Source organism: Pseudoalteromonas sp. R3 (genome assembly GCF_004014715.1).
Taxonomy (GTDB): Bacteria; Pseudomonadota; Gammaproteobacteria; order Enterobacterales; family Alteromonadaceae; genus Pseudoalteromonas.
Map to the genome: position 1 here is coordinate 4240785 of NZ_CP034835.1, position 18626 is coordinate 4259410.

The window sequence follows — 18626 nt, forward strand, 5'->3', positions numbered from 1 at the left end:
ACTAATATTAGATCTTGCTAATATTAAATCTTACAATATACTTGAATGCAGGAGGTAAAGAATATGAGACTCGAGGCCACTATCAGACTGATCGCCGGCAGTATGCTGATCCTGTCGTTTTTACTGACCTGGTTTATGGACCCACGCTGGGTGTGGTTTAGTGTGTTTATTGCATTGAACCTGATCCAATCCGCCTTTACTGGCTGGTGCCCTATGATGACATTGCTTAAGAAACTTGGAATGGAGAATTAATCTATGCTGACATCCCCGCAGGACATACTAAAAACCGTTCGGCCCAACCAGCGCTGTATCACAGCCGAGCAGGCCAAAGCAGAAATGGCGGCCAATCAGGGCCTGCTGATTGACGTGCGAGAACCTCAGGAACATCAGGAAAAAGCCGCATCAGGTGCGCTGAATATTCCCCGAGGCGTGCTGGAATTCCAATTACCTGCGCTGGAGAAAGATCCCAGCAAGCCGCTGTATCTGCACTGTGCTGCTGGCGGCCGGGCTGTGTTTGCCGCCGAACAGCTCACCCGCATTGGGTACCAGAATGTCAGTGTGATCACTTGCAAAGCCAATGAAGTATGTCAGGTTTTTTCCTGACGGGCGGCTATATCAGCGTCTGAGCGGGTGACACTTTGATAAAGCCAGACCATGCGGTCAAGAAACCAGGTTTTGCTCAGGATCACACCCAAAGCCCCAACACAGGTGCTGATGGCTTCATGAAACCACAAGCCTACGGCACAGACCAGTGTGCACAAGGTCAGCAGCACCATAATCACTTTGATCACCTGATAATGAACTAAAGGCACTCGCTCGAGCTGATAGATAAGGATCTGCTCACCCAATACAGCTTGCGATGCCCAGTTGTGCGTATCTCTGGGTTTACTGAAGCATCTGGGGTTCAGCCAGACCCAGAGCAGCAGCACCACAAGTACAGGCCAAAAAGCAACGCCAAGCCAGTCACGCCACCACAGACAGGCAATCATCAAAGGCAAACAGGAATAGCGACTCCAGACACTCCAGGGGTTGGTGTGGCGTGCCCATACTTCTTCGCTCATAGCGAAATACTTGGCGGCAGTTCGTTGCATCATATCAACCTCATAAGATCAGTTTACTTACCAGCCAGTGTAGCCAGAGTCGGCGTTACCCTCTGTTTAAAAATGTCAACGACCGAGTACATTTTCTGACCTTTTGGCGCAACTCACTAACAGCGCAAGTTCCCTCCTGACCTTACACTGAGCGCACCATAACAACGCATTTGGGTTATTCAGTTAAGGAGACAATCATGTTAAAGGGCTTTTCTCTTCTCACCACAGGGTTGCTTATCGCTGCGCTGCTCAGTGGCTGCGGCGACGCCAAAGATCACCGTGGCACAGTACAAAAGCACCCGGGAGTCTGGCAAAAAACCGCCTACGGCGAAGCGCTCGATATCACGGCACAGAGCCTAAGCCACTATGAGTTTAATACCTATGCTTGCATCAAAGTAGCACAGCATGCACTGCCACTCAGTGATGAGTTTGAGGTAGCCCAGGCACGGTTACGCAGCAAAGAGCAACTACAACTGACCTATGCAGGTGAAGTCTACCCGCATATCTATGATCGTCAGACATCGCTCCCTGAGACTTGCCAGTCACCGCTATCCGTCAGCGCGGATGCCAGTCCGGTACAAGTTTTTGAGTACTTCTGGCACGCATTTAACGATTATTATGCCTTCTTCGCCCTGCGCAATATGGACTGGCAGGCACAATACGCCCATTATCGTCCTCAAATTCAGGACGAGATGTCTGATGACGCCTTGTTTGACGTGCTGACGCAAATGATTAAGCCCCTTGCCGATGGCCATGTCTCAGTTGCCAGAACGCCGGGACATCCGTATTTTGTGATGAAGGACGCCCCTATTTTGCGCGCAGCCCGCGGTACCGCCAGCTATTATCTTCGCTATGACATGCAGCTCAGTGACGAACAGGTCTTCTCTGAGCTGGTTCTGGACTCATTGAGCGTCAGCCAGCAATACCTGCTCGCTGACAGCATAGGCAGTTTTCCTGCAGAGCGGCAGGAAAAAACCTTGCTCTGGGGCAGAACCAAGGACAATGTTGGCATACTGGTGATCAACAACCTGTCACAATACAGCAATGACTCGGATGCTGATGAGGCTGAGCATCTCGACGCTGCCACAGTGCTAATCGATAGTATTATGACCGAGCTGGCCGATACCGATGGACTGCTCCTCGACATTCGCAACAACATAGGTGGCGACGATGCCATTGCCCTGGCTATTGCCTCTCGGTTCAACTCCTCTAACCGTTTGGCATTTAACAAACAAGCTCTCAACCGCGCAGGCCAGGGCGTATTACTCAGTCAGTCCCTGAATGCACACAACAAAGCCTATACTCAACCCGTTTATTTGCTCACCAGTCAGTTGACAATCAGCGCCGGGGAAGTCTTTGCGATGGCCATGATGCACCTGCCACACGTCACTTTACTCGGGGAGGAAACCTCTGGGGCGTTGTCGGATATGCGCTTTTTCACTTTACCCAATGGGTGGGAAATCTCACTTTCCAATGAAGTTTACCGAGATGCTCAGGGCACATTATATGAACAAAGGGGGATCCAGCCGGATATTTCCGTCCCTGCCTTCTCCATGCATGCGCTGGAAAGTGGCCGTTTTGAAAGCTACGACCATGCACTGAATTTACTCGGTAAAGTCACTACAGCCCCCTTATCCGTCAATGAGTTTGAACGTCAGATAGCCACATTGCAGCAACAGGGGAATATTCCGGCGGTCGCCGTCAATATTATTCATCGTGGTCAGTCGGTCTACCAAAAAGGGTTTGGTCAGGCGGATACTCAGGGCACTGCGGTCGATGCACACAGCCGTTTTTATCTGGGTTCTGTCAGTAAAACGCTAATGGGTGCCACCCTGGCGCATGCCGTTGAACAGCAGCAAGTGGACCTCGACATACCCATTGCGCATTATCTGAATTTCTCTGTCGATTTTCCGATCCCTCTAACTCAGGCCATCACCTTACGTCAGCTGATCACCCACACCAGTGGTATCATGGACTTTGAGGAGGTATATCGTTGCAACTATTATATTCGTGAGGACGGAGGCAGCTTATATAATCGAGTCAGTCAAAACCCCGTTTGTGCTGAGCCAGTTGACATTGATCTTGAAAGGTTTTTCTCAGCCTATCTGACACAATCAGGCAGCAACTACCATACGCAAAACTTTGTCAGTCGCTTTGATTTGACGAACAATCAAGCCGCTATCTACACGAACATAGGCTCTGCCCTGGCCGGCTATGTCACTGAACTTGCCAGTGGCAAAACACTGCCTGAATTAACCCAGCATTTTGTCTTTACGCCGCTGGCTATGGCACGCAGTGAATGGGCTATTGCAGCTCCTGGCGATGATGTGGTGCAGCGCTATATTCACCACCCGGAAAGTCAACAGTTGGTCCCTTTACCTGCTTATGGCAATATCACCTACAGTGAAGGGAGCGCGATCTCTACTGCGCATGACCTGGGGAACTTTCTGATAGCTGCGATGCAACAAGGTCAATTCAATGGCCAACAGAGCCTGTCTGCCAACGCGGTTAACGCTATGCTCAGCCCGCAAACACCTGTCCCAAGTATCACGGTTGAGCGAGGGTATTTCTGGGGAATCGATGGCGATAAAATCTATCATAGTGGCGATGATCCGGGCGTGCTTACTCAGATCTATGGTGATTTACGTCACCAAAGTGGTTTTGTATTACTCACCAATGGAGATTCAGGCAACGAAGCCAGCGCACAAGCTTACGACGATATAGAGCAACTGGTTCTGCAATTTAGCAACAGCTTCGCCGCGCGCACCAGCCCCACACCTTAGAATGTATTAATTTGCATGCGCCCCGTCTCCTCAGATAACAGTTGAGGCGGGATAGCAGGTAACTGATACGGTGCGACCAGCTTATCAAGGATTTTGTTTTCCGCCATCTGACGCATGTGATTACTGAATTCTCGACCAACATGGCTTTGTGCAAATTCACGGCTCATTGCCATATGACCATAAATCACCTGAGTATGACGATATGCCATCTTTCTCAACTGATGGGCTGGCTGCGCCAGAACATTCATTGCCAAATCGGCAGTATCTTCAACGGCGATCACCAGATCAACCCGCCCTTTAAGCACCAAGTCAATAGCTATCCGTTCAGACGGTACTTCGACTTTATCAAGCCGTGTGTCTTTATCAAAACGTGGGAAGAAAGCAGCGCCGCGCATTATCGCAATCCGTTTACCAATCAGATCTTCGTAGCGCTCAACTTGTACCTGGCTGTGCTGATGCCCATAAAATACATAGGAAGAAGACAACGCCATATAAGGCGGTGTCACAAACGACATCTGGATCTCACGGGCCGGCGTTCTGACCAGACCGCCCATAACATCAACTTCCCCCTGTGCCAGCATGCGAATACAGCGGGAAAACGGACAGGGAACAGCCTTGACTGTAATGTCTTCATCACTGTGGTGTTTGATATAATTGAGGATATCGAGGATCAGACCCTTCGCATTCCCCTTTTCATCTAACGCGCTGTAAGGTGGTGCGTGATCAACCGCTACCAGAATTTGTTCATGGTCTGCAAAGGCCTGTTTTGTTGAATACAAGCTCAATACCAGCATGATTGCTAAAAAACACTTCATTGCACTACCTACCTCTTGGGCAACTCAGCAACCTAACTCGTTTCCATGTCACAAATATGTCATAAAAAGATAAAATCTGAATCGTTAAGATAACACAAGGTTTCGACGCTTACTCTGGTTTTTTGTGATTTATTTCGTTTTGATGACTTGAAATAACCTGGTAGGGTCGTAACGAAAAATAGGGCATCATCGTTAGTACATGATCAAGTAAGTCAGCTTGCAAATGCTCATATGGCACCCAGCGCTTATCCAGGCTAAAGCAGTATAACTCTACAGGCAAACCATACTGCGTGGGGGCCAACTCTCGTACCATACACAAACATTCCGGATTCACTTGTGGATGCGTTTTCAGATAAGCTTCGGCATAGCGGCGAAACAAAGACACATTACTCCAGCGCTGCTCAGTACTATGCTGCACAATCTCTGCCACCTCAGGCAACTCTTGGCTCAGCGCGCTCAGCTCATCCGGACTCAGTAAGTGGATGGAGTCAAAGTCAATATAGATCGCGCGCTTTATCCGACGTCCATTGGACTCCTGCATGGCCCGCCAGTTTTTAAATGAGTCAGAAATGATCTTATAGGTAGGAATAGTGGTTACTGTATTATCCCAGTTGCGCACACGCACGGTATTGAGACCCACTTCGATCACCTCACCATCGGCACCAAATGCATCAACCTGGATCCAGTCTCCGGTCGCCAGCAGGCGGTTAGCCGCAATCTGAATACTGGCCACTAGCCCAAGGATGGTATCCTTGAACACTAATAAGGTAACGGCAGCGATGGCACCAAACCCAGACAAAATATACGTTGGCGATTTATCTATCGCGAGGCTGATCACCAAAATAGCACAAACAATAAAGATCAACAGTTTGCTGACCTGCACTAAGCTCTGAATCGGAACACTTTTAGCGAACGGCTGCTGGTTATAAATTGCGTTCACTATGTTAACCAAACTGCTCAGCAAGAAGCCTATGCTGATCACCAGCAAAACCTGAGAGACCACGCCCAGCACTTTAAATAACCACACCGGCGCAATAAACAGCGCTTCTTTGAACGCAATAAACATCAGCGTACACATCACCAGCGAGAAACGTCCGCTGAATTTACTCAGATAAGGGGCAAGAAAACCGATTTTAGACGTTGAGTACTCACTTAAAAAGTGCTGAATACGCGGCAGTAGCCACTGGCGGATCAACCAAAACACCAACAGTAAGATCACCAGTGCAAGCACATTGGTACCCAATATCAGCAAACCTGAATAAGAGGTTGAGCCAACCCAGGGAGCCAGCACTTCACTGAGGTGTGTTACCTTCATGCTTGCTTTACCTCATCAACACACATGTCGCCTTGTCCCTGCTCTTGCTCCCAGTAAGCCATCAGCAGTGCATCTTTGTCGAGCCACAGCTGATTCAGGTAAGCCTGAAATACCACCCGGTATTGCTTGTCTGTTTGGTAGTTGCCCTGCGGTATACCAGCCATCGATAATAATCGGATACGCACGTCAATGCGCTGCAATTTGCCACACATAAAGCTACGACAAATATGCTGATCCGGGCTCTGATAAATCACCGTAGCGTCAAGCATACCATCGAGTTGCTGTGCTAATACTTCTAACGCGAACGCCACTCCACCCGCTCTGGGCTTGAGCAAATAGTGAAACTCTCCCCCCTGACGCTGATGTTTTTGAGCGGTAAAGCGGGTTCCTTCGACAAAGTTAATCACCGTCGTTGGGTGCTGTCGAAAGTGCCGGCAACTGTGCCGCGTGCGCTCTACATCCATCCCTTTAAGCTTAGGGTTTTTGGCGATTTGCGCCTTGCTTGCACGCTTCATAAAAGGCATTCCAAGCGCCCACGCTCCGGTGCCGATCAGCGGCACATACTTGAGTTCGTCTTTTAGGAAAAACTTAGGAGCAGGTAGTCGGTCAAGTGCGCTGAGCACCACAATGTCTAACCAGCTGATATGATTGGCCACCAGCATATACCAGGCTTGTTCACTCATTTGCTCAGGCAAGTCCAGTACAATTTCGGCACAACCAAGCTGAAGCCCCAGACGATTGCCCCGACACCAGCCTTTATATGCCCAGTGCAACAAGTCTGACACACTGCGCAGCGGTAAAATACACTTTATCAATCCCAATGCAAATACGACAACTCCCCACAATAGGGTGTTGGCCAGCAGTATCATAGTAGCCAGCATTCCGGCTACCCAGGCTGGTAAAAACCTTTTCAACATACCACCTCCTTCACCTGAACAACGCTCAGGACTGCTGCGACTTTTCATGCTGCTTGGCAGACACTTCAGCACGGCTGTGATTCGCCGCCAATGCCTCTAGCTGCTGATCTTTTTGCGCCCACAGACGGTTCAGTTCGCTTTGGAAACGCACTCGGAATTCATTATCATTGCTATAGTCACCAATCAAGTCCTGACTGACAGGCATCAGCTCAATCTGCACGCTAACCTCATCAACGCGCCCAGCTACAAAGTCCATAAAACTGGGAATACCTCCGGGGTAATGTAAGGTCACATTCACCACCTGATTGATCTGCTCGCCCATTGCCTGCATCACAAATGCAATACCGCCTGCTTTTGGTTTGAGCAGGTGGTTAAACGGGCTACTCTGGCGCTGATGCTTTTGCTCAGTAAAACGTGTCCCTTCGACAAAGTTGACGATACTCACCGGCATGGTTTTAAACTTTTCGCATGCCTTACGCGTGGTTTCAACGTCTTTACCACGCAACTTAGGGTTTTTCTTCAGCTGACTTTTACTGGTCCGTTTCATAAACGGAAAATCAAGCGCCCACCAGGCAAGTCCAAGTACAGGCACGTAAAGCAATTCTTTTTTCAGAAAAAAGTTCAGAAAGGGGATTTTACGGTGCAATACCCGCTGCAAGATCAATATATCTACCCAGCTCTGATGGTTGGCAATTACCAGATACCAGTCTTTCGCTCTCACGCTCTCAGGCATCGACACATTGAGTTGAAATGGCGAAACAACCGATTGGTTGAGATTATTACCTGCAACCCACAAACTGGCACACCCTTTGGCAATGCGGCTGGCGACTTTTTGCAAAGGCGCGATTGGTAAGAGTTTGATCACCCCCAATAAAAAATAGGAATAAACCAGACCAATGTATTAATAGCGTATAACAGTAACCCCAGCACCTGACGGATTAACGACATGCAATGTTCCTTTACTACGACTGACGATGGTGTGAGTAATCGCACACTCAGACCATATATTTAGAAAAACAAGCTGGCCCTATTACATCATACCGGGGCCTCGGCTGCCAAGGTTCGTGGGGCAGCCGGTACTTACTTACGAATGGACGGGAACTTAGTCTTCAAAATAGGTATAGCCACTGAGCCCAGCATGCAGCTGCGCCAAATAATCGGCTTTAGTTGCCTCATCAACCGTCAGTGCAGAGATTTGCGTGGTAAAATTCTCTGCCAGTGCGCTTTTGTCATAGTGTACAAATCTCAGCACATCTTCCACACTGTCGCCTTTGATGGCATTACTCAACTCGTAGCCCGTCTGAGTGAGCTCAACATGAACCGAATCGGTATCGCCAAACAAGTTATGCAAATCGCCGAGGATTTCCTGATACGCTCCCACCATAAACATCGCGATATGGTACTGCTCACCAGGCTGATACGGTGGGATAGGCAAGCTAGATTCGATCCCAGCCCCTTCCACATATTCACGGATCTGACCGTCTGAGTCACAGGTTATATCCTGGATGACCGCACGTTGTGTGAGTGGTTGATCCAACGCTGCAATAGGCATCACAGGAAATAACTGTTGGATCCCCCAGACATCGGGTAAGGACTGAAACAGCGAGAAGTTCACAAATAGCTTATCAGCCAGCTTTTCGTTCAGCTCGTCTAATACTTCACGGTGAGAGCGTGAATGGATATTCAGGCACTCTTTAACTCTTTGTAAAATAGTGAAGTACAGCTGCTCAATTTGCGCCCACTGCTGCATGCCTATCAAACCATGAACATATTGATCATGACCATCACCAAACAGGTGCATGGCATCATGGTATGTTTCTATCGCAAGCCTGGGAGTCAATCTTTGTAGTGATAACCACAGCTCCTGCTGTATATGGTGTGCTGATTGCGTTGGCGCACTGGGGTTGGCCTGATAAGGCGCTTTTTCCACGTCAATTACGTCGGTGATTAGCACCGCATGGTGTGCCGTCAGTGCCCGGCCGGATTCGGTAATGATATCCGGATGACGCAGCCCGTGCTGCTCCGCCACTTCAGCAAAAGCCCCCACTACATTACGGGCATATTCAGCCACGGTGTAGTTCATTGAGCAGGCACTGCGAGACCCGGAACCTTCATAATCCACACCCAGACCACCACCCACATCGACTGTTTTTAATGGCACCCCCAGCTGAGACAGCTCGGCATAATGGCGGGCACACTCACGCAGTGCGCGCTGAATATCGCGGATATTGGCTATCTGGGAGCCAATATGAAAGTGCACCAGTTGCATTAAGTGCAGTTTGCCTTGCGCTTTGAGCTTGTCTACCGCGCTGAGTACCTGACTGGCCGTCAGACCAAACTTGCCTTTTTCTCCGCCTGTGTTCTGCCACTTTCCTTTACCAATGGAATTGAGGCGAATACGAATACCAATGGCCGGTTCAATGCCCAGAATCGAGATCTCCTTGAGCAAAGTATCCAGCTCAGAGAGTTTTTCAATCACGATTTGCACTTTGTGGCCCATCGCCTGACCTATCATTGCCAGACGCAAAAACTCGCTGTCTTTGTAGCCGTTGCAGACAATGGTGATGGGATCTTTGGCAATCCCCAGAATCGCCATCAGCTCGGGCTTAGATCCCGCTTCAAGACCAACCAGACCACTCGGATGTGCCAGCAGCTTACTGACTACGGAGCGCTGCTGATTCACCTTGATAGGATAAACGCAGGTATATTGCCCCTGATAAGACTTGGCAGCAGTGGCCTGTGAAAAAGCCTGTGTCATGGTTTCAACGCGGCTATTAAGAATATCGGTAAATCGTACCAGTACAGGTAACGTCAGGCCTTGCTCCTTGAAGCGATCGGTTAACTCAACCAGAGAAATAGCCGGTTTTGCGCGATCGCCATCGGGATAGGCAACTAGCTCCCCCTGCTCATTGATGTCAAAATATCCTTCACTCCAGTGAGTGACGTTATAAGTAGCACGTGCGGTTTGCAAACCCCAGGTCATGGCAATCTCTATTAACTAGCTTTACAGACTGCATATTTTAATACTTAAGGCCAAGATGTGACAATCTTTTGCCAGACTAAGCAACAAAACAAATCCGCTATTTTGGAGCGCTTCCAGGGCGGAGAAACTTTTTCACCGGACCCTGTTCCTAACCGAGTCGTCGTTTATGCGCTAAAATAGATTGAGCTGAGGCGAAAGCGCTGGCAAAATCTCTGAAAATTACATCTGCATGAAGGCAACAATGTCAAATTTAGAAGCAAACCGCTGGTTTACTGAGATCAGCGACCGTGATGGCAGCGCGTTCTCATTGCGCGTCAACCGTAAACTGGACGAGATCCAGTCGCCATTTCAGAATGTTGAAATGTATGAGACTACAGATTTTGGTAATCTGATGATCATTGACGGCTGTACCATGGTCAGCACCCGGGAAAACTTTTTCTACCATGAAATGATGAGCCACCCGGCTTTATTTTCTCATCCTGCTCCAAAGAATGTGGTGATCATCGGCGGTGGTGACTGCGGAACATTGCGTGAAGTACTCAAGCACCCGGACGTAGAAACCGTAACCCAAATCGACATTGATGAGGTCGTTACGCAAATGTCGTTAAAGTATTTCCCTGAGCTGTGCGCCTCTAACGAAGACCCACGTGCTACTGTGATGTTTGATGACGGCATCAAATATATGCACAACGCAGCGCCTGAATCAGTTGATGTGGTTATTGTCGATGGTACCGATCCGGTCGGACCTGGCGAGGGCCTGTTTAACCATGCATTTTACACCAGCTGCCTGAAAGCACTGCGTCCGGGCGGTATTTTGGTTCAGCAAAGCGAATCACCACTGATGCACATGACGTTACTGAAAGAAATGCGCCAGGCCATGCTGGATGTCGGTTTTGTTGATCTGCAAACGCTGCCATTCCCGCAACCTATCTACCCAAGTGGTCTGTGGTCAGCAACGCTGGCACGTAAAGGCGAGATGTTTAACGGCTTCCGCGAACAGGATGCCGAACAAGCTGGCTTTGACACCGAGTACTACAACACCGGAGTACACAAAGGTGCGCTGGCAACCCCTGGGTTTATGCGCCGTGCTTTTGAAAGCAAAGATTAATACCTGCTCACTGGCAGCGTTTGTCCAGACATAATACCAATTTCACTTAATACTTGTTCAATTTGAAGGAGCAAATAGGACGCTAACGGCGTTAAAAATTTCTCATTTAGAACAACTAAATAGCAAAATTTTCGCCTTGTTATCGAGCCTATTTTCTCGCCTCAAAATAGAACACTTAATTAAGCAAATTGGTATAAAAAACCCGGCAGATGCCGGGTTATTTGTTTTTTGCCTGTCAGTTATTCCTGATGGTACTGACGGCTGAATTCATGTACGGCGTTAATAAACACGCCTGCATTCTCAGGGTCCACATCTGGAGTAATACCATGACCCAGATTGAACACATGTCCTGATCCCTGACCATAGCCAGACAGGATATGCTGTACTTCTTCACGAATACGCTCTGGTGTACCATGCAACATAGACGGGTCCATATTGCCTTGCAATGCGACTTTGTCACCCACGCGGCGTCTGGCATCGGCGATGTCGATTGTCCAGTCCAGACCAACTGCATCACAACCCGTTGCCGCAATGGCTTCAATCCACTGGCCGCCATTTTTGGTGAACAAGGTGACCGGTACTTTACGACCATCGTTTTCACGGATCAGACCATCTACGATCTTATGCATGTATTGTAACGAGAATTCTTTGTAGTCACGTGGGCTCAGCACGCCACCCCATGAGTCAAAGATCATCAGAGACTGAGCACCAGCTTTGACCTGTGCATTCAGGTAGTCAATGACGGAATCCGCGACTTTATCGAGTAGCAGGTGCAAGGTCTTAGGCTCGGCAAACGCCATTTTCTTGATCTTGCCAAAGGTCTTGCTGCTGCCGCCCTCAATCATATATGTCGCCAGTGTCCACGGCGAGCCTGAGAATCCGATTAACGGCACTTCGCCTTTAAGTTCACGACGGATGGTGCTCACGGCATTCATCACATAGCCCAGTTCATCAGTTGGATCCAGCTTAGGGAGCTTTTGTACATCGCTCAGCGAGCTGATTGGGCGCTCAAATTTAGGGCCTTCACCGGTTTCAAAATACAGGCCCAGTCCCATCGCATCCGGGATGGTCAGGATGTCGCTGAATAAGATCGCCGCATCAAGCGGGTAACGACGCAACGGCTGAAGGGTCACTTCACAGGCCAGTTCTGCGTTTTTACACAGACTCATAAAGTCTCCGGCTTGCGCACGGGTCGCTCGATACTCAGGAAGATAGCGGCCAGCCTGACGCATCATCCAAACGGGCGTAACATCTACGGGTTGCTTCATCAACGCGCGCAGGTAACGATCATTTTTCAACTCGCTCATAGCGTAATTTCATTCCAATGCTGTAAAAATTGCTCAGATTGTATCATTAACTTGAATACGTCACTATTGAAACAGCATGCAAATTCCCGTCAGTATGATCTGGATTAACAGAACCAAGAGAGAGGGACTGATTTTTGCTCAACAACGACAAAATTAAAACCCTTTTACTTCAACAGATTACAAACCAAGCTTAAAACACTCGATTAAACTGTTTGCAACAAGGGTAAAAGCTTGCTATAAATTTGCTGCGCTAAGAAGAATAAAAACACCTTTAAAACCAATAATAATAAAGCTCTATTGCTAAACTGCATTGATAGCCGCTCAGGAATACCACCTGGGGCGGCTTTTTTGTTTAACTTTTTTAAACATATTGTCAGTCATTCCTGCCAAGACTTAACTGTTTGACCTGTAAACAAGAGTTATTACCGAACCTACATCAGAAACACTTCCTGTAAATTCTTCACTTGGTAAAAAAAGAGGTTGACCTTTTCATCAGTTTTCCTTTTTATAGAGGTCAGATAAACAATTTCGGCATAACCGGGTTTCGGTTTTTACTATCAAGTTTTGACCCCTTTTTAGGTCAATCTGTGCCGATATTTTTGGCAAGCCACGGGCAGATAATGACCCGCTAAGGAGATAACTATGCTGTCACGCTTAGAACAAGCCCAACAAAGGTGGGGAGGTAGCCATAGCGTTATCGACAACTGGTTAGCTGAGCGACAGGAGCTTTTGCTGCTGTATTGTAAAGTTGCAGGACTGTCACCTTTCGAACAGGATGACCATGCCCTGCCTGACCAGCTACAGATCCAGACTTTTTGTCAGATCCTGATGGATTACCTGTCAGCCGGGCACTTTGAAATTTATGATAACCTGGTTGCAGCCTGTAAAGAAAAAGGCCCGCAAAGCCTGAAACTGGCGCAGTCTCTGTATCCCCGGATCACAGATACAACCGACCTGGCACTGGACTTCAACGACAAGTACGCAGAAATGCAATCAGATAATCTGATGTCAGATTTTGATAAGGATCTCTCAGAACTGGGAGAAGCACTGGAATTACGGTTTGCACTCGAAGATGAGTTGATTGATAACCTCTATGCCAACCACAGTGAAGACTGATATACGTTGACTGAAGACCCAATAAAAAAGGACCGCTCAGGTCCTTTTTTATTGTCTGTTTTCTCAGCCCCCTCAATCGACAAGGCTGATACAACATATTACTCAGAGTCGTGTGCGTGACCGTGGTCTTTCTCTTCCTGGATTTCAAGTAGCTCTACTTCGAATACCAGTGTTGAGTTAGCAGGGATTTTGCCCAGGTTACGTTCACCGTAGCCCAGCTCTGAAGGGATAGTGAACTTATACTTAGAACCAACTGCCATTAGCTGCAGACCTTCAGTCCAGCCAGCGATAACCTGGTTCAGAGGGAAAGTTGCAGGCTGGTTGCGTGAGTAAGAGCTGTCAAATTCAGAACCGTCCAGCAAAGTGCCTTTGTAGTGTACTTTAACGATGTCAGTGGCGACTGGCTTTTTACCTTCACCTTCGCTCAGTACTTCATATTGAAGACCTGATTCGGTTACTGTCACACCGTCTTTCTTAGCATTTGCGGCCAGGTACTCAGCGCCTTCCACTTTGTTCTTCTCAGCATCTGCTTGTGCTTTTGCAGTTTGCTTTTCACGTACCGATGAATCCAATGCAGTCAGCACTTCACGAATTTTCGCTTCGTCCAGTTTTGCATTGCCATCCAGCGCATCTTTGAAACCACGCATGATCAGAGCCTGGTCTAACTCAATACCCAGCTCTTTTTTGTCTGCCATGTCTTTTTGCAGGAAGTTACCAACCGATGCACCAATACCATAAGCCTGTTGCTGAACTTCAGTTTCCAGCTTCACTTCTTCAACTTTGGCCGTTTTTTCTTCTGCTTTTTGATTACAAGCGGTCAGTGCCAAAACTGCGGCAGCCACTAAAGATAACTTAATTGTGTGTTTCATGTTTTCTCTCCGACAAACCCAGGCTCAGAGTGCGACTATCACTATCCTGGTTGGGTGTCTTTGTTAAAATTATATTAATCTTAAAAAGGGTGGATGCCACATTAACATCCGAAGCGCATAAAGCCAAATTTCTCTAATTTGACTGAAAATTCATTTCGTGATCGGCGACATTCATGTACCGATAGGCTAATATCAGTTGAGCGGCCTCTGCAAATTACCCACTAGTCTACTCGGTGCAAATCATGGAGTTAAGAGGAAATACCGAATTTATGCCCAAAATTTTACGGCACAATGCAAAATATGCCTTTTTACTCATCACTTCATCACTATCTGGCTGCTCAGGGGACAGCTCTGACGCCCTATTAACCGTCGAGCATGCCACCCGAGGCGCATTCGCCGCCGCTATTTCACACGACGGGCGTTACAGTTTAGTGTCATCCATCGAACACGGGGTGGTTTTATGGGACAACACCACACATGGCCTGAAATATCAGTGGTCCCAGTCTCAACAGGCCGATGAACTGGTTCACTCACTGGCCATTGCCCACGATAATTCCAGCGCCGTCACCGCAGCCAATGATCGCTTTGCCATCTGGCGCTTGTCTGACGGGCAGAATATTGGTTATTACCAGATAGAACAAGGTACCATCAGAGACATCGCAATCAGCAACGAAGGTCGCTATATCCTCTACGGACGCAGCGACAACGTCGTCGTGCATCTCGACTTAGATAGCGGCAGACGCATAGAGTTCCTTGGTCATCAAGAAAAAATAAATAGTATAGCGTTGTCGCCCAATGGCCACTTCGCCTTAAGCGGCGCCAACGATTACAGCGCCTACTTTTGGGACACCCGTACTGGACAGGTGATCCACCGCTTTAACCACCCCAGCCGGGTCACTAAGGTCGCGCTGGACCCCGAAGGGCGCTATGCATTTACCGCAGACAGTATGAAAAAGGCCAGTATCTGGCAGCTCACTTCAGGTGAAATCAAAGCGCAATTGCAGTATATTGCGCGGCAAAAGATATTCAGCGCCGTACGTTTTAATCAGGATGGACGGTTAATTGCAACAGGCTCACCAAACCGACAACTCACCCTGTGGCAGGTTGAAGACGGTGAAAAACTCGCTACCTGGCGCGTAAAACCACGACAGGGGAGCCGCCCCAAGTCAGCAGTTGTCTTTGATGTCGCATTTACAGGTGACGATGCAACCCTGCTGACAGAAAGCTCCAGCGGCCTGTTAGAACAATTTGCAAGAGAGTAACCATGACAGAACTCGAAAATCGCGTTAATGAGCTGGAAGCCAAAGTGGCGTTTCAGGACGATACCATAGAGACTTTAAACAATGAACTGAGTGCGCATCAGGTACGCCTTGCCAAAATGCAGCGCCAGATTGAATTACTGGCAGAAAAGATTAAAGAAGGTAAAGACTCAGGTATGATGCCACAGCATCAGGAGCCGCCTCCGCCACACTATTGATAATGTTACGGAGTCGTTCTGGCTCCGATTATTCAGGTCTGAACACACCAATAACCTGTTCAAACTGACGCGTTGAAGCCTGAACAGCCTCTTTCGGTTGCGTCATGATATGACCACACTTCACACATTCAACCTTTTCCACGTCATGCTCTTTGTACAACATCATGACGTCAGCTTCATGACACTCAGGACAGGATGCTCCTGCAATAAAGCGCTTTTTCTTTCTCACCTTTAGTTACCTCAGGTTTGTGGTTCAGTTTACAACTCACAGTATGGGCAGTTCGCCCTTTTGGTGTATTTTATCCTATATTACTCACTGTTGATACGCTTGGAGTGTCTTCGGGGATCCGTGCTATGATGCGTGCATAATCAAACAGTGATGTAACGGTATGATCCAGCTTTCGACTATTGAACTTATGCGCGGTGGTAAAACACTGCTGAAAAATGCCAGTGCCACCTTATTCCCGCAGCACAAAGTGGGTTTGGTCGGGGCCAATGGCTGTGGCAAGTCCTCCCTATTTGCTTTGCTCAAATCAGAATTGCACCTCGATGCAGGCGAGTTGCAAATTCCGAAAGACTGGTCCATTGCATCCGTAAAACAGGAAACGCCAGCATTGGCTGTCAGCGCTCTGGAATACGTGCTGCAGGGTCATTCGGAATATTATGCCCTGCGTAGTGCGCTGCACAGTGCGGAAGCTTCCGGCGATGGCGCCGAACAAGCCCGTCTGCATCAGCAAATAGAAGTGGTTGGCGGCTATGGTATTGAAGCCAAAGCAGGAGAGCTATTGCATGGCTTAGGATTTAGCAATGCACAGCTCAGCGATGCCGTGAGCGCCTTTTCAGGTGGCTGGAGAATGCGTCTGAATCTTGCACAGGCACTGATCAGAGATGCCGACCTGTTACTGCTGGATGAGCCAACCAACCACCTAGATCTCGATGCTGTATACTGGCTGGAACGTTTTTTAAAAGCCTATCAGGGCACTCTAGTGCTGATCTCACACGACCGCGAATTTCTCGATGCTGTAGTCGATCAGATCTGGCATGTCGACCAGCAGCAGCTCAATGTGTACAAAGGCCACTACTCTCAGTTTGAGCGCCAAAAAGCAGAGCGCATGGCGCAGCAACGGGCGTTATACGAAAAACAACAAGCCACCATTGCCCACCTGGAGCAGTTTATTACCCGCTTTAAGGCCAAAGCCAGTAAAGCCAAACAGGCACAAAGCCGGGTTAAGGCGCTGGAGCGCATGGAAAAACTGGCACCGGCTCATGCCGACTCTCCGTTCAGTTTTGAGTTCAGTAATCCGGACAACATGCCTAATCCACTGATGACACTGGATCAGGCTCAGGCCGGATATGGCGATGTGACTATCTTACACAAAATCAAACTCAACCTGGTGCCGGGCAGCCGTATTGCACTGCTGGGCCGTAACGGTGCAGGTAAATCAACACTGATTAAACTGCTCGCAGGTGAGCTGTCACCGCAGGCAGGGGAAGTGTTTCAGCATCAGGGGCTAAAGATTGGTTATTTCGCCCAGCACCAGCTGGAATCGCTGGATCTTAGTGCCAGTGCTGTGACGCACCTGCAACGTCTCGACCCGCAAGCCAGTGAACAATCACTGCGTGACTTCCTGGGCGGGTTTGCATTTAACGGTGACAAAGCGCTGGAACCGGTCAAGCCATTTTCAGGTGGTGAAAAAGCGCGCTTGGTGCTGGCCATGCTGGTTTACCAAAAGCCTAACCTGTTACTGCTGGATGAACCAACCAACCACCTGGACCTGGAAATGCGCCATGCACTGGTGATGGCACTGCAAGGCTTTGAGGGTGCAATGGTCACCGTCTCGCACGACCGCCACATGCTTAAACATACCGCAGACGAGTATTACCTGGTTGATCAGGGCGAGGTGAGTGCATTTGGCTATGACCTGGATGCCTACTATCAATGGCTACTAAACGCCAATAAAGAAGCGGTGCGCAAAGACAGCAGTGAAGACAAAGCCCACTCCAGTGTGAACCGTAAAGAGCAGAAACGCCTGGAAGCCGAGTTCCGCAAGGCCGTTCAACCGCTGAAGAAATCGATAGATAAGCTCGAAAAAGAGCTGGATAAGCTCAGCGCTGCGCTAGGTGAGGTGGAAACAGCACTGGCCGACAACGACCTGTACTCTGAGCAAAATAAAGGCAGACTCAGTGAGCTGCTGGCTCAACAGGCTAAGCTGACACCTCAGCTGAATGACACCGAGGAAGCCCTGTTACTGGCGCTTGAAGAGCTGGAAGAGAAACAGGCTCACTTCGAGCAAAGTGGCGAAATATGCTAGATGCCGAAGATTTCTGGACCTTTGCCTGCACCCAGTATGCCCGTGCAGGTATGCAGGGTGCACTACTCACGCTGCAAGAGGCTGAACACAAAAATGTGAACCTGATTTTGTTGCTGATGTATCTCGACGAACTCGGTATCACGCTCACAGCTGAGCAGTTTGCAGAACTGTGCACGGAGTGCGAAGCATTTGACCGCTGCGTTTTGCACCCCCAACGTAAAGTACGCGCCACACTGAAGCAACAGCATAAGCACTACCAGGCTTATGCTGAACTGCGTCAGCACATGCTCAAAGCGGAGCTGGCCCAGGAGAAGCTGCAACAGTCTCTGCTTATCGACTACCTCAATCAACATCCTCTACAGCCTAACCCGTCACCGGACAATCTAAATCACTACCTGACACCCGCTCAACAAGCCTGTATCCCCGCAAAAACATGATCGGGATCAAGCAATTTACCAAGTCCCGCATGGGCACTGGTGAAACTTGATCTTGATCATATCTGCCTTGAGAGTGCTCGACTAAGATTACCTCAT

At 48.7% G+C, this 18626-nt stretch carries 17 protein-coding genes and 1 pseudogene; 9 read left to right on the plus strand and 9 right to left on the minus strand.

Annotated features, from left to right (window positions below):
* The first annotated feature begins 63 nt into the window (after positions 1-63).
* Positions 64-252 carry a DUF2892 domain-containing protein gene (locus tag ELR70_RS23660; RefSeq protein WP_054017626.1) on the plus strand — a complete coding sequence of 63 codons (189 nt, stop codon included), beginning with the start codon at positions 64-66 and terminating at the stop codon, positions 250-252.
* A gap of 3 nt (positions 253-255) precedes the next feature.
* On the plus strand, positions 256-603 hold the full coding sequence (locus ELR70_RS23665) for a rhodanese-like domain-containing protein (protein ID WP_054017627.1): 348 nt from the start codon (positions 256-258) through the stop codon (positions 601-603).
* Here the strand turns inward: ELR70_RS23665 and ELR70_RS23670 are convergent.
* A complete protein-coding gene (locus tag ELR70_RS23670) occupies positions 588-1094 on the minus strand; it encodes a DUF6653 family protein (protein ID WP_054017628.1) in 507 nt (168 codons plus the stop codon). The genes ELR70_RS23665 and ELR70_RS23670 overlap by 16 nt on opposite strands.
* 194 nt (positions 1095-1288) lie before the next feature.
* Between ELR70_RS23670 and ELR70_RS23675 the strand changes: the two genes are divergently transcribed.
* Positions 1289-3874 carry a serine hydrolase gene (locus tag ELR70_RS23675; RefSeq protein ID WP_054017629.1) on the plus strand — a complete coding sequence of 862 codons (2586 nt, stop codon included), beginning with the start codon at positions 1289-1291 and terminating at the stop codon, positions 3872-3874.
* Here the strand turns inward: ELR70_RS23675 and ELR70_RS23680 are convergent.
* The 5 genes and pseudogenes from ELR70_RS23680 to speA all read right to left on the minus strand — a co-directional run bounded on the left by ELR70_RS23680 (position 3871) and on the right by speA (position 9904).
* Positions 3871-4689 carry a transporter substrate-binding domain-containing protein gene (locus ELR70_RS23680; RefSeq protein ID WP_054017630.1) on the minus strand — a complete coding sequence of 273 codons (819 nt, stop codon included), beginning with the start codon at positions 4687-4689 and terminating at the stop codon, positions 3871-3873. The two genes, ELR70_RS23675 and ELR70_RS23680, sit on opposite strands and share 4 nt — an antisense overlap.
* Before the next feature lie 109 nt (positions 4690-4798).
* Positions 4799-6004, minus strand: a complete 1206-nt coding sequence (locus ELR70_RS23685; protein WP_054017631.1) for a mechanosensitive ion channel family protein — start codon at positions 6002-6004, stop codon at positions 4799-4801.
* Positions 6001-6921, minus strand: coding sequence for an acetyltransferase (locus tag ELR70_RS23690; protein ID WP_054017632.1), 921 nt, complete (start codon positions 6919-6921; stop codon positions 6001-6003). Before ELR70_RS23690 ends, ELR70_RS23685 begins: the two co-directional genes overlap by 4 nt.
* 25 nt (positions 6922-6946) lie before the next feature.
* Positions 6947-7869 (minus strand): annotated as a pseudogene (locus tag ELR70_RS23695) (acyltransferase).
* Between the two features lie 154 nt (positions 7870-8023).
* Positions 8024-9904, minus strand: a complete 1881-nt coding sequence (speA, locus tag ELR70_RS23700; RefSeq protein WP_054017634.1) for a biosynthetic arginine decarboxylase — start codon at positions 9902-9904, stop codon at positions 8024-8026.
* A gap of 241 nt (positions 9905-10145) precedes the next feature.
* Here speA and speE point away from each other — a divergent pair, with 241 nt between their 5' ends.
* Positions 10146-11012, plus strand: coding sequence for a polyamine aminopropyltransferase (gene speE, locus ELR70_RS23705; protein WP_054017635.1), 867 nt, complete (start codon positions 10146-10148; stop codon positions 11010-11012).
* 239 nt (positions 11013-11251) lie between these two features.
* On the opposite strand, the gene hemE is transcribed toward speE, so the two are convergent.
* Positions 11252-12319: a uroporphyrinogen decarboxylase gene (gene hemE, locus ELR70_RS23710; RefSeq protein ID WP_046006930.1), complete on the minus strand. Its 1068-nt coding sequence runs from the start codon at positions 12317-12319 to the stop codon at positions 11252-11254.
* 642 nt (positions 12320-12961) lie between these two features.
* Between hemE and ELR70_RS23715 the strand changes: the two genes are divergently transcribed.
* Positions 12962-13435, plus strand: a complete 474-nt coding sequence (locus tag ELR70_RS23715; RefSeq protein ID WP_054017636.1) for an Rsd/AlgQ family anti-sigma factor — start codon at positions 12962-12964, stop codon at positions 13433-13435.
* Between the two features lie 98 nt (positions 13436-13533).
* Here ELR70_RS23715 and fkpA read toward each other — a convergent pair whose 3' ends face one another.
* Positions 13534-14304 carry an FKBP-type peptidyl-prolyl cis-trans isomerase gene (fkpA, locus tag ELR70_RS23720; protein ID WP_054017637.1) on the minus strand — a complete coding sequence of 257 codons (771 nt, stop codon included), beginning with the start codon at positions 14302-14304 and terminating at the stop codon, positions 13534-13536.
* A gap of 269 nt (positions 14305-14573) precedes the next feature.
* Between fkpA and ELR70_RS23725 the strand changes: the two genes are divergently transcribed.
* Positions 14574-15566, plus strand: coding sequence for a hypothetical protein (locus ELR70_RS23725; protein ID WP_054017638.1), 993 nt, complete (start codon positions 14574-14576; stop codon positions 15564-15566).
* A 2-nt stretch (positions 15567-15568) separates the two neighbouring features.
* The gene (locus tag ELR70_RS23730; RefSeq protein ID WP_054017639.1) at positions 15569-15781 is read left to right on the plus strand and encodes a SlyX family protein; all 213 of its coding nucleotides are present in this window, start codon (positions 15569-15571) and stop codon (positions 15779-15781) included.
* Positions 15782-15809: 28 nt separating this feature from the next.
* Here the strand turns inward: ELR70_RS23730 and ELR70_RS23735 are convergent, their stop codons facing one another.
* The gene (locus ELR70_RS23735) at positions 15810-16010 is read right to left on the minus strand and encodes a YheV family putative zinc ribbon protein (RefSeq protein ID WP_010386993.1); all 201 of its coding nucleotides are present in this window, start codon (positions 16008-16010) and stop codon (positions 15810-15812) included.
* 160 nt (positions 16011-16170) lie between these two features.
* Here ELR70_RS23735 and ELR70_RS23740 point away from each other — a divergent pair, with 160 nt between their 5' ends.
* Positions 16171-18093: an ATP-binding cassette domain-containing protein gene (locus tag ELR70_RS23740; protein ID WP_054017640.1), complete on the plus strand. Its 1923-nt coding sequence runs from the start codon at positions 16171-16173 to the stop codon at positions 18091-18093.
* Positions 18087-18530: a TIGR02444 family protein gene (locus ELR70_RS23745; protein ID WP_054017641.1), complete on the plus strand. Its 444-nt coding sequence runs from the start codon at positions 18087-18089 to the stop codon at positions 18528-18530. Before ELR70_RS23740 ends, ELR70_RS23745 begins: the two co-directional genes overlap by 7 nt.
* The last annotated feature ends 96 nt before the right edge of the window (positions 18531-18626 follow it).